The sequence below is a fragment of the Pseudomonas sediminis genome, assembly GCF_002741105.1.
GTDB classification, from domain to species: domain Bacteria; phylum Pseudomonadota; class Gammaproteobacteria; order Pseudomonadales; family Pseudomonadaceae; genus Aquipseudomonas; species Aquipseudomonas sediminis.
Genome location: NZ_NIQU01000001.1, coordinates 1,099,723 through 1,111,439, shown reverse-complemented (window position 1 = coordinate 1,111,439; position 11,717 = coordinate 1,099,723). Strand labels below are relative to the sequence as shown.

General features: G+C 63.8%; 12 protein-coding genes. 8 read left to right on the top strand and 4 right to left on the bottom strand.

The window, feature by feature from the left end; all coding sequences use genetic code 11:
- Positions 1–105 precede the first annotated feature (105 nt).
- The 8 genes from epd to CDO35_RS05085 all read left to right on the top strand — a co-directional run bounded on the left by epd (position 106) and on the right by CDO35_RS05085 (position 6,448).
- Positions 106–1,173, top strand: coding sequence for an erythrose-4-phosphate dehydrogenase (gene epd, locus CDO35_RS05120; protein WP_099522867.1), 1,068 nt, complete (start codon positions 106–108; stop codon positions 1,171–1,173).
- Between the two features lie 3 nt (positions 1,174–1,176).
- Positions 1,177–2,337 carry a phosphoglycerate kinase gene (locus tag CDO35_RS05115; protein WP_099522866.1) on the top strand — a complete coding sequence of 387 codons (1,161 nt, stop codon included), beginning with the start codon at positions 1,177–1,179 and terminating at the stop codon, positions 2,335–2,337.
- Positions 2,338–2,441: 104 nt separating this feature from the next.
- A complete protein-coding gene (locus CDO35_RS05110) occupies positions 2,442–2,627 on the top strand; it encodes a hypothetical protein (RefSeq protein WP_074936669.1) in 186 nt (61 codons plus the stop codon).
- Positions 2,628–2,639: 12 nt separating this feature from the next.
- Positions 2,640–2,966, top strand: a complete 327-nt coding sequence (locus tag CDO35_RS05105) for an MliC family protein (RefSeq protein WP_099522865.1) — start codon at positions 2,640–2,642, stop codon at positions 2,964–2,966.
- A gap of 123 nt (positions 2,967–3,089) precedes the next feature.
- Positions 3,090–4,154 (top strand): class II fructose-bisphosphate aldolase, encoded by a 1,065-nt coding sequence (gene fba, locus CDO35_RS05100; RefSeq protein WP_037003821.1) that lies wholly within the window; start codon positions 3,090–3,092, stop codon positions 4,152–4,154.
- A gap of 169 nt (positions 4,155–4,323) precedes the next feature.
- Complete coding sequence (locus CDO35_RS05095; protein ID WP_099522864.1) at positions 4,324–4,800, top strand: hypothetical protein; 477 nt, start codon at positions 4,324–4,326, stop codon at positions 4,798–4,800.
- A gap of 13 nt (positions 4,801–4,813) precedes the next feature.
- Positions 4,814–5,914 carry a PQQ-dependent sugar dehydrogenase gene (locus tag CDO35_RS05090; protein ID WP_099522863.1) on the top strand — a complete coding sequence of 367 codons (1,101 nt, stop codon included), beginning with the start codon at positions 4,814–4,816 and terminating at the stop codon, positions 5,912–5,914.
- Positions 5,915–5,953: 39 nt separating this feature from the next.
- The gene (locus tag CDO35_RS05085; protein WP_166432383.1) at positions 5,954–6,448 is read left to right on the top strand and encodes a YgjP-like metallopeptidase domain-containing protein; all 495 of its coding nucleotides are present in this window, start codon (positions 5,954–5,956) and stop codon (positions 6,446–6,448) included.
- 96 nt (positions 6,449–6,544) lie between these two features.
- On the opposite strand, the gene CDO35_RS05080 is transcribed toward CDO35_RS05085, so the two are convergent.
- The 4 genes from CDO35_RS05080 to yccS all read right to left on the bottom strand — a co-directional run bounded on the left by CDO35_RS05080 (position 6,545) and on the right by yccS (position 11,549).
- Positions 6,545–6,778 carry a DUF2789 domain-containing protein gene (locus CDO35_RS05080; RefSeq protein ID WP_099522861.1) on the bottom strand — a complete coding sequence of 78 codons (234 nt, stop codon included), beginning with the start codon at positions 6,776–6,778 and terminating at the stop codon, positions 6,545–6,547.
- Between the two features lie 207 nt (positions 6,779–6,985).
- Positions 6,986–7,468, bottom strand: a complete 483-nt coding sequence (locus CDO35_RS05070; protein ID WP_099522860.1) for a GreA/GreB family elongation factor — start codon at positions 7,466–7,468, stop codon at positions 6,986–6,988.
- A 46-nt stretch (positions 7,469–7,514) separates the two neighbouring features.
- Positions 7,515–9,320, bottom strand: a complete 1,806-nt coding sequence (locus tag CDO35_RS05065; protein WP_099522859.1) for a diguanylate cyclase — start codon at positions 9,318–9,320, stop codon at positions 7,515–7,517.
- 57 nt (positions 9,321–9,377) lie between these two features.
- Complete coding sequence (gene yccS, locus CDO35_RS05060; RefSeq protein ID WP_099522858.1) at positions 9,378–11,549, bottom strand: YccS family putative transporter; 2,172 nt, start codon at positions 11,547–11,549, stop codon at positions 9,378–9,380.
- Between the last annotated feature and the right edge of the window lie 168 nt (positions 11,550–11,717).

The following is an 11,717-nucleotide window of genomic DNA, read 5'->3' as shown; positions in this document are numbered from 1 at the left end:
GTAGCGGTGGATCGGGGCGCGTAGCTGGCGCTCTGTTCATCCATCGTTGCAGCGCCCGGTGGTTCGATAAAACGCGATCCACCCTACGTTCATCCGAGACCTCTTATGTCCAATCGCCCCTATCGTGTCGCCCTCAACGGCTATGGCCGCATCGGCCGTTGCGTGCTGCGCGCGCTGCACGAGCGTGGCAATTCAGCGAGCCTGGAAATCGTCGCGCTGAACGACCTGGCCGATCAGGCCAGCATTGAGTATCTGACTCGCTTCGACTCCACTCACGGGCGTTTTCCCGGCGAGGTGAAGGTCGATGGCGACTGCCTGCACATCAACGGCGACTGCGTGAAGGTGCTGCGCCAGAGCGAGCCCGAGGCCATCGACTGGGCGGCGCTGGACATCGACCTGCTGCTGGAATGCTCCGGGCAGTACACCACGCGTGCCGATGCCGAGCGGTTCCTCGCTGCCGGTGCGCCGCGCGTGTTGCTGTCGCAGCCGATGGCCAGTGAGGCGGATATCGACGCCACGGTGGTCTACGGCGTCAATCAGCAGTGCCTGAGCGGTGCCGAGCGACTGGTCTCCAACGCCTCCTGCACCACCAACTGCGGGGTGCCGCTGCTGAAACTTCTCGATGAGGTGGTGGGTCTGGAGTATGTCTCCATTACCACCATCCACTCGGCGATGAACGACCAACCGGTGATCGATGCCTACCACCACGAAGACCTGCGCCGCACGCGCTCGGCCTTCCAGTCGGTGATCCCGGTATCCACCGGCCTGGCGCGCGGTATCGAGCGCTTGCTGCCGGAACTGGCCGGGCGTATCCAGGCCAAGGCCATTCGGGTGCCGACGGTCAACGTCTCGTGCCTGGATATCACCCTGCAGACCGCACGCGATACCTCTGCAGAAGAGATCAACCGCGTGCTGCGTCAGGCGGCGGAAAGTGGCCCACTCAAGGGGTTGCTGGCCTATACCGAACTGCCGCACGCCAGCTGCGACTTCAACCACGACCCGCACTCGGCCATCGTCGACGGCAGCCAGACCCGCGTGTCCGGCCCGCGTCTGGTCAACCTGCTGGCCTGGTTCGACAACGAGTGGGGGTTTGCCAACCGCATGCTCGATGTTGCCGAACATTTTCTCGCTGCATCTACTTCCTCCGTACAACCAGCCCCCGTGAAGGACTGATTTATGACCGTTCTGAAGATGACCGACCTCGACCTCAATGGTAAGCGCGTGTTGATCCGCGAAGACCTCAACGTCCCGGTGAAGGACGGTGTGGTCAAGAGCGACGCGCGTATCCTTGCGTCCCTGCCGACCATCAAGCTGGCGCTGGAGAAGGGCGCTGCCGTGCTGGTCTGCTCGCACCTGGGCCGCCCGGAAGAGGGCGTCTACAGCGAGGAAGACAGCCTGGCACCGGTCGCGGCCTACCTGAGCAAGGCGCTCGGCCGCGACGTGCCGCTGGTCAAGGACTACCTCGGTGGTGTCGAGGTCAAGGCCGGCGAGCTGGTGCTGCTGGAGAACGTCCGTTTCAACAAGGGCGAGAAGAAGAGCACCGACGAGCTGGCCCAGCAGTACGCTGCCCTGTGCGACGTGTTTGTCATGGACGCCTTCGGTACCGCTCACCGCGCCCAGGGTTCGACCCACGGTGTGGCCAAGTTCGCCAAGGTCGCTTGTGCCGGCCCGCTGCTGGCTGCCGAGCTGGACGCGCTGGGCCAGGCCCTGGACAAACCGGCGCGGCCGATGCTGGCCATCGTCGCCGGCTCCAAGGTGTCGACCAAGCTGGACGTGCTCAACTCCCTGGCCGATATCTGCGACTCGCTGATCGTCGGTGGCGGCATTGCCAACACCTTCCTCGCTGCTGCCGGCCTGCCGGTGGGCAAGTCGCTGTACGAGGCCGATCTGGTCGACACCGCCAAGGCCATCGCGGCCAAGGTCAGCGTACCGCTGCCGGTTGACGTGGTCGTGGCCAAGGCCTTCGCCGAAGACGCCGAAGCCACCATCAAGGCAGTCGCCGACGTGGCTGAGGACGACATGATCCTCGACATCGGCCCGCAGACTGCGGCGATGTTCGCTGAAATGCTCAAAGCCTCGCAGACCATTCTGTGGAACGGCCCGGTCGGCGTGTTCGAGTTCGATCAGTTCGGCAACGGCACCAAGGCCCTGGCCCTGGCCATTGCCGAGAGCCCGGCGTTCTCCATCGCCGGTGGTGGCGACACCCTGGCGGCGATCGACAAGTACGGCGTGGCAGAGAAGATTTCCTACATTTCCACCGGTGGCGGCGCGTTCCTCGAGTTCGTCGAGGGCAAGGTACTGCCGGCTGTGGAAGTGCTCGAGCAACGCGCACAATAAACACCAGCTAGGGTGAAAGGAGTCACCCAGCACCACGGCGGATAAAACCCTGACGTGAACGGGTGGTCTGTAGAAAACCGGATCATCGAACAAGGAGTCACGATATGGATAAGTTAGCCGCCTTGAGCGTCATTGGTATGTTGCTGGCAGGTTGTGCCGGCGGTGGTCGTGAAGCGGCCTGCGAGGTGTTCAGCCCGGCGCAGATCGAAACCCCGACCACTCAGGATGATCAGCGTGTCGAGCAAAACAGTGGTGAGCCCACTGGCGCGGCACCGGAACAGCGTTGCTGACGAGGAGAAACAATGATCGGTATCAGACTCGCGGGGCTCGCTGTCACCGCCCTGCTGCTTGCGGCCTGCAGCAGCCAGCCGGAGGTGCCGGATCAGTGGAATCGCTGGGTGTGCGACAGCCAGACCGAAGTGCTGTGGCGCTTCGCCAATGGCAGCGTCGACCAGGTGGATGTACGCCTGGGCAGTGATGACATCGTCTACCGCCTGACTCAGGAGCCGGCAGCATCCGGCGCGCTGTACAGCGACGGACGCCTGTCCTTCCATACCAAGGGTGAGGAAGGCCTGGTCTACTGGACCGCGACCGATGACCTGATCGGCCGCGGCTGTAAGGCCCCGTAACACCTTCGGCGCTGCCGAGACGGGCCGCGGGCACAGGCTCCGGCACGACGAAACTTGAACAACGCCTGCCCCTGCGGCAGGCTTGCACGATTAACGACCTCCAAACCGGGAGACAGAAACACCATGGCACTTATCAGCATGCGCCAGATGCTCGACCACGCCGCCGAATTCGGCTACGGCGTGCCGGCCTTCAACGTCAACAACCTCGAGCAGATGCGCGCCATCATGGAAGCTGCCGACAAGACCGATTCGCCGGTCATCGTCCAGGCCTCCGCTGGTGCCCGCAAGTACGCAGGTGCGCCGTTCCTGCGCCACCTGATCCTGGCTGCCATCGAAGAATTCCCGCACATCCCGGTGTGCATGCACCAAGACCATGGCACCAGCCCTGACGTGTGCCAGCGCTCCATCCAGCTGGGTTTCTCCTCGGTGATGATGGACGGTTCGCTGAAAGAAGACGGCAAGACTCCGGCCGACTATGACTACAACGTCGCTGTCACCCGGCAGACTGTTGCCTTCGCCCACGCCTGCGGCGTGTCCGTGGAAGGCGAGCTGGGTTGCCTGGGCAGCCTGGAAACCGGCATGGCCGGTGAAGAAGACGGCGTCGGCGCCGAGGGCGTGCTGGATCACAGCCAACTGCTGACCGATCCGGAAGAAGCCGCTGCCTTCGTCAAGGCCACTCAGGTCGATGCCCTGGCCATCGCCATCGGCACCAGCCACGGCGCCTACAAGTTCACCAAGCCGCCAACCGGCGACGTGCTCTCCATCGAGCGCATCAAGGAAATCCACAAGCGTATCCCCAACACCCACCTGGTGATGCACGGTTCTTCCTCCGTTCCGCAGGAATGGCTGAAGGTAATCAACGAATTCGGCGGTGACATCAAGGAAACCTACGGTGTGCCGGTCGAGGAAATCGTCGAGGGCATCAAGCACGGCGTGCGTAAGGTCAATATCGACACCGACCTGCGTCTGGCTTCCACCGGCGCGATCCGCCGCATGATGGCCGAGCACCCGAGCGAGTTCGACCCGCGCAAGTTCTTCGCCAAGACCATCGTTGCCATGCGTGACATCTGCATCGCCCGCTACGAAGCCTTCGGCACCGCCGGCAATGCCTCCAAGATCAAACCGATCTCCCTGGAAGGCATGTACCAGCGCTACGCCAAGGGTGAGCTGAACGCCAAGGTCAACTGAGCCTGATGCGTGACCCGGAGCCCCGCCATGTGCGGGGCTTCTGCTTTTTATGGACGGGGCTCGGCGTGAGCAACGCGGCGAGAGGTAAAACCCTGTAAAACTCCCGAAGCGTGAGGGCAGGCGGGGTGCGCCATAATTCGTGGACTGTCGTTCCGGGAAACTGCCACCCATGTCCAGCAAGCCACGTCTGTTGCTCGCTTTTCTCCTCGCCGTGTTGCTGGCCTCGCTGCTCGCCTCGATCTTCCAGACCCAGACCAACCTCGCTGCCTTGCAGGCGCTCGGCGCGCCGATGCCGCTGGATGTGCGCGTTGGCACCACCTGCCTCGATCTGATCGGTTTCGCACCGACCTTCGCTTTGCTCAGCGCCCTGGGTTTTCTGCTTGCCTTGCCATTGGCTGCCTGGTTGGCGCGGCGTATGCCGCCGCTGCGTTGGCTGATTTTCGTACTGTCGGGCGCTGCAGCCATCTGGACGGCACTGGCGCTGGCCAATGCTGTAGCGCCGATGCCGACGCTGATCGCCGCCGACCGCAGCCCGTTCGGCACGCTCGGGCTGATGGCTTGCGGCAGCGTCGGTGCATTGCTGTTCGGCCTGCTCGGCCGGCGGGTGCGCTACCGCGTGCAACCGACTTCTTCCGAATCTCTGTGACAAGGCGTTGCCCATGTTGAGAAGTACCCGCGCGCTGATGCTCTGCGCCCTGTTCGTCAGTACGCCGCTGCTGGCCCTGGATTACCGCATCGAAACCTTCAGCGAAGGGCTGGAGAACCCATGGGCCGTGGCTTTCCTGCCGGACGGGCGCCTGCTGGTTACCGAGCGCGTCGGACGCCTGCGCATCATCGAGGCCGATGGCAGTGTCGACCCGGAGCCGGTGGCAGGCCTGCCTGAGGTCTTCATCGCTGCCCAGGCCGGGCTGATGGAAGTGGCGCTGGACCCGGACTATAGCGATAACCGCTGGCTGTACCTGACCTATGCGCACGGCTCGCAGGAGGCCAACAACACGCGTCTGGCGCGTGCCCGCCTGGTGGATGACGAACTGCACGACTTCGAGGTGTTGTTCACCGCCCAGCCGCTCAAGGCCGGCGCCGCGCATTATGGTGGGCGCATCGCCTTTCTCGCCGACAAGACCCTGGTGCTGACCCTGGGCGACGGTTTCGACTGGCGTGAAGAGGCGCAGAACCCGGCCAACCACCTGGGCAAGATCGTGCGCCTGAACCGAGACGGCAGCGTACCGCAGGACAACCCGCTGATCGGCCAGGAAGGTGCCGCGCCGGAGATATACAGCCTCGGCCATCGCAACGTGCAGGGCATCTTCTTCGATGCCGAGCACAATCGCCTGTACAGTCACGAGCACGGCCCACGCGGGGGGGACGAGCTCAATCTGATTGAGGCCGGCAACAACTATGGCTGGCCGCTGGCGACCTTCGGTATCGATTACACCGGCGCGCGCATAAGCCCTTACACGGAGCTACCGGGGCTGACCGCGCCGCTGCTGCACTGGACGCCCTCGGTCGCGCCGTCGAGCCTGACGCTGTATCGCGGCGAGTTGTTCCCCGACTGGCAGGATGACCTGTTCGCAGCCACCCTGGCCGAGCGCAGCGTACGGCGCATCCGTGTGCGCGACGGCATGCTGGCCGGCGAGGAAATCCTCTTCGAAGAGCTGGGCGAGCGGATTCGCGATGTACGCAGCGGGCCGGATGGCGCGCTCTACCTGCTTACCGATAACCCGCAGGGCCGCTTGCTGCGGGTGGTGCCCAGCGAGTAGTGCGGCATCCGTTACACTGACGGTCCAGATGAACGCGGGATCGTATCGTTGAAGTATCTACAGGGTTATCCGGTCGCCTTGCAGCAGCAGGTCCGTCAGCTGATCGCCGATGATCGGTTGGGCGACTACCTGGCGCAGCGCTATCCGGGGCGGCATGAAGTGCAGAGCGACAAGGCGCTGTACGGCTACGTCATGGCGCTCAAGCAGGAGCACCTGAAGAACGCACCGGCCATCGACAAGGTGCTCTACGATAATCGACTCGACCTCACGCACCGCGCTCTGGGCCTGCACACGGCGGTCTCGCGCGTGCAGGGCGGCAAGCTCAAGGCGAAAAAGGAGATTCGCGTTGCCTCGCTGTTTCGCGAGGCGGCGCCGGCCTTTCTGCAGATGATCGTGGTGCACGAGTTGGCGCACCTGAAAGAGAGCGATCACAACAAGGCGTTCTACAAGCTGTGCGACCACATGCTGCCGGGCTATGCGCAGATCGAGTTCGACCTGCGCATGTTCCTGACCTGGCGCGAGATGAGTTTGTAGGGTGTGCCGCGCGCGCCGATGCCTCGGCGATAGGGAAAAACGGTGCGCACGGCGCACCCCACCTGTCCGACCCGGTATTTGATGCCAGGCGCGGTATCAGCCGTGCAGGCGCACGTTGAGCTGATCGACCACTGGCGCCCAGTCGGCGTCTTCGAGAATTTCCTCGCGCAGCAGCGCAGCCTGCGCTGGCGTCCAGAACGGGGCATCGGACAACTTACATGCGTCCGGCAGCGGCGAATGGGTGCTGATGAAGGCGTTGATACTGGCGGCATCGTCGGGCAGGCCGAGTTGTTTGAACAGGGCTGGCAGGCTGTGGATGGGCTTTTCCATGACGGGCTCTCCAAAACGTGAGGTTCATCGTTAATTACCCAACCCAGGCGCAGATAGTTCCGCTCAATGGCACCTCTAAAAACTACCTGCGTTGCCATCGCGGCGTTAAAAACAGGCTCAGAATGCTCATTTACAACACGTAAACTGCGCTTCTTTGCCTGTTTTTGCCTTGCGCTGACTGCCTCGCCTACGGTTTTAGAGGCGCCCTCAATCGACCGTCAATACCTCGAAGGCCTGCAGCCGCTGGCCCATCGGCAGGGTAATTTCGTCGCCTGGGTGCTTGCCGAGTAGCAGGCGTCCCAGCGGTGCAGCATTGCTCAATACCTGAATGTTCTGCCCGGCATGCTGCAGCTTCATGCTGGCACCTTGCGGACCGAGAAACAGCCACTGCTCATGACCGTCTTCGCTGGCCAGCAGAATCAGCGCGCCCAGTTCGATACCTTGCACCTCGTCGAACGGCCGCGGGCGCAACTGGCGCCAGGTGATCAGGGTCTGGCGCAGTTCTTCGACGCGGCGCGCCTGGCCGCTGGCCAGGTAGGCCGCTTCCAGGCCCAGGGTGTCGTACTTGTTCTCGGCGACGTTCTCTTCGTGGGTGGCCGCTTCGTGGGCGCTGAGAGCGGCGAGGCTGGCCTGTTCTAGGTCGGCTTGCAGGTGGGCGAGCACGTCTTGCAGCAGCTGATTCTTGTCCATGGCGGGCTATCGGATTTGGGGTGATGAGAGGGGCAGCGGCCCCACTTCAAAGCTGTTGGGTGGCCAGCTGTACGCGGTTGCGACCTTCGGCCTTGGCCCGGTACATCGCAGCATCAGCCAGGCGAATCAGCAGAGTGGCATCGTCGCCGCCGTGGCTCAGGGCGATACCGATGCTGGCGCCGACACGTACGGCACGATCTTCCAGGTACATAGGCGTGTCCAGGCCTTCCAGTAGGCGTTTGGCCAGGTCTTGGGCATCCTCGGCCGATTGCACGTTCTCGCAGATCACCACGAACTCGTCACCACCCAGACGCGCTGGCAGGTCGGCATCGCGGATGTACTGGCGCAAGCGACCGGCGATCTCGGCCAGTACCTGGTCGCCGAAGCCATGGCCGTGTTGATCGTTGATGGGTTTGAAACCGTCGAGGTCGATCAGCATCACCGCGAGCAATTCATTGCGTCGCAGGCTGCGCGCCAGTGCCTGCTCCAGATGTTGCTGCAGGGCGGTGCGGTTGGCCAGGCCCGTCAGTGGGTCCTGCAGGGCCAGCTCACTGAGGCGTTGGTTGGCCTGCTCCAGCGCCATGGTGCGCTCGGTGACGCGTTTGGCGAGGATCTGTTCGTTGAGTTGCAGCGCGGCCTCGCGCTGGCGTTTGAGTTCGTTGAAACGGGCTGCCAGGGCGAAGGACAGCAGGATCATCTCCAGCCCCGAGCCAATCTGCATGGCGTACAGGGTCAGGAAGTTCGACGGAATCAGGGCGAAGTTGCGCAGCGCCAACAGCACTGCGCCGGTCAGCAACATCAGCCAGGCCAGGGCGAACAGGCGAGCGCCGGGTACGCGGTAGCCGACGCAGACGAAACTGGTGAGCAGTAGCGTCAGGGTGGCGATCAGGCCGGTCAGCGACATCAGCTGCAGCGCGCGCTGCAGTGGTAGCAGCATACTGACCAATACGGCCCCACCGATGGCGATGGACAGCATCAGCAGGCCCTTGTCCCAGCGCGGCAGCCACTGGCGGGTATCGAGGAAGCTGCGCGCAAAAACCACTGATAGCAGCGCCGCCGTCGTCAGGCTTACCGGCAGCATGCGGTTGCTCCAGGGCGCAGCTTCGGACCACAGATACTGCGCGCCAAGGCCATTGAGCGACAGCACGCTGAGGGCGAAGGCGCACATGAACAGCACGTAATTGAGGAAAGGCCGCTCGCGCAGGGCGAGAAACAGCAGCAGGTTGTACAGGCCCAGTGCGATCAGTACGCCAAAGTAGATGGCGTGCACCAGATAGCCGTTCTGGCTGTGTTGCTCGAAATCGCGGGCAGACATCAGGGCGCCGCTGAGGGTCATGCTGCCACGCGAGTCGACGCGCAGGTACAGCGTGCGTTGTTCGCCGGGCTGCAGAGTGATCTCGAATACCGGGTTGCGATGGCCGACGCTGCGCTGCACGTAGGGCACGGTGTCGCCGCTGCGCGACTCGCGCACGCCATCGGTGCCGATGTCGTACAGACGCACCTCGTCCAGCGAGGCGTAGTTCAGCTCCAGGCGCCAGACGCTTGTTTGCTGGGCATCCGATTGCAGCGCCAGGCGCAGCCAGATCACCCCCGGCACGTAGCCGAAGCTGAGGTCACGGCGGTCCAGCGAGGGTTGGAAAGGGGCATCGACAGCGCGAACGTCGTCCAGGCTCAGGGTGCTCTGGGGATCGGCGAGAAAGTCGACCAGGCCGTAGAGATCCTGTGCTGCGCTGCTATCGTCCAGGCGCGCACTGGCGAGGGTGGCCTGGCTGGCCAAAAGCAGGCTGCACACCAACAGCAGACCCGGCAGCGAGACCAGGTAGGCGAGGGCGGTGTGTCGATTGGCTGGCATGGGCAAGGTCTGGGAGCTCGGCGTCGTCAGATAGTGGCAGAAAGCCCCATGAACCTGCTAGTGGCGATCCTTCTGCAGATGCACGGCCAAGGTACGCAGCGGCGCGAGTTGGCGGCAGATCAGCGCCAGTTGCGTCTGCACCAGGCGCTGGCGTTCGTCTACGTCATCGGCAATCTGCTCCAGGCTCTGTGCCAGCGCCTGTTCCTCGTCGCTGTGGATGGCCAGCGGCTGCTCGCCGCGCAGGCCGGTAGCGATTGCATCGAGGCTGACCGCCAGCGCTTCGGCCTGTTCTAGCAGTTGTGCCTGAGCCGCCTGCGGCAACTGCTCGCCACGATGGGCGCCGAGCCCGGACAGATAGCTGAGCAGGGTGTGCGATAGCACCAGAAAGCGAAAGCCGAGGTCGGCGTCCTTACGGAAGTGGCCGGGCTCCATCAGCATGTTGCCGAGAGTGGTGGATAGCGCGGCGTCGGCGTTATGCGCGTTGCGCCGGGCCAGGCGGTAGCCGAGGTCGTCACGCTTGCCGCGCGCGTATTGGGCGATGATCTGCCGCAGGTAGGCGCTGTTGCAGCTCAGTGTGCTTGCCAGCATGCGCCCCAGCCGTCGACCCTGCCAGTCCGGCAGGATCAGGAATACCGCCAGCCCGGCCAGCATACCGCCGAGCAGGGTGTCGACCAGGCGCGGCAGGAACAGACCATAGCCATTGCCGATCTGGTTGAAGCAGAACAGTACCAGCAGGGTGATCGCCGCCGTGGCCAGGGTATAGCGGGTGCTGCGTGTGGCGAAGAAGGCGACCCCGGCGATCACGGCGAACAGTGCCTGGATACGCGGGTCGGGGAACAGATCGAACAATGCCCAGCCGAGGCCCAAACCGATCAGGGTGCCGACGATACGCTGCACCAGCTTCAGGCGCGTGGCGCCGTAGTTCGGCTGGCAGACGAACAGGGTGGTCAGCAGAATCCAGTAACCCTGGGTCGGGTGGATCAAATGCAGCAGGCCGTAACCGGCCGCTAGGGCAATGGACAGGCGCAGCGAGTGGCGGAACAGCAGCGAAGTGGGAGTCAGTTGCTGGCCGATCCGCTCGATGACCTCGCGCAACGAATGCGGCTCGCGGTCCAGCAGGCTGCTGTCCTGCTCATCGGCCAGAGCGTCGGGGTTACTGGCGTTGCCGAGCAGCAGGTCGAGGCTGGCGAGGTTGCCGGCCAATGCACCGAGCGAGCGTAGCAGGCGGCGCCAGGCCGGGTTGCTCTGCAGGTGCAGGTGATCGAGCGAGGCATGCAGATCTTCCAGGGCCTGGCTGCATAGTTCGCGGTATTCGAAGGGCTGGCGCAACTCGATGGCGCTGCCCAGGCGCTGGCAGGCCTCGCCGTGCAGGCGCAGCAGGCGCTGGCAGCGAAACAGCACATCGCTGTGGAAAAAGGCTTCAGCCAGTTCGTTGTAGGGGTAATGCGACGAGCTGGCGCGCTCGTGAATGTCCTGGGCGAGGAAGTACAGCTTCAGGTAGCGATTGACCTTCGGCGCCGGCCGACCGCCACCGACCCGGTGCAGAATGATCTCCTTGGCCGCGTTGAGTGCTGAGACCACGCGGCCATTCTGCTGAGCCAGCTCCAGGCGGCGTTGCTCCACATCCAGCTGGCGCACGGGTTCGAACAGCGCCGCTTTGAGCTTGAGGTACTTGCCCAGTTCGCGAAACAGTCGGGCCAGGGCGAGCTGCACCGGCTGATGAGCGAACAGCGCGTGCCAGACCACCGAAAGCAGGCCGTACCAGGCGGCACCTGCTACCAGCAGCAGTGGCTCCAGCCAGAGGCCGGCGACGCCGCCGCGCTGCTCGACGCCGATCATGCTGTATACGGCGAGGATCAACGTGCCCGAACCCAGTGTGGCGAAACGCTCGCCGAGCGCGCCGAGCATGGTCAGACAAAAGGCGGAAAAGGCCAGGGCGATAACGAACAGCCAGGGATAGGGAAAGAGGAACTCCACCGCATAGGCTGCTGCGCTGAAGCAGGCCAGGGTGGCCAGCACCGCGCCGAGGCGGCCTTGCCAACTGTCGTCGGTCTCGGTCAGGGCGCTGGCGATGATGCCGAGAAACAGCGGGATCAGCCCATGCATCCAGCCCTGCCACCAGCACAGCGAAAGGGCTCCGGCCAGGGCGATGAATACCCGCAGACTGGCGCTGAACTTGTCCAGTGCCCAGAGGCGGCGCAGTGATTGACGGAGGCGAAGGCGGGGCATACGAAGCCTGATCTGAAGCGATGCATGAAGCCTACCGGAACTCATCGGTCACTGGATATCGGTAGCGGTACGCAGATCGTGTTGATTATTTGGACCGATTGGTTCTAAATTCGGCATATGACGACACGTGGACGCCCCAAAAACTTCTGCCCGGACCGGGCCCTGGAA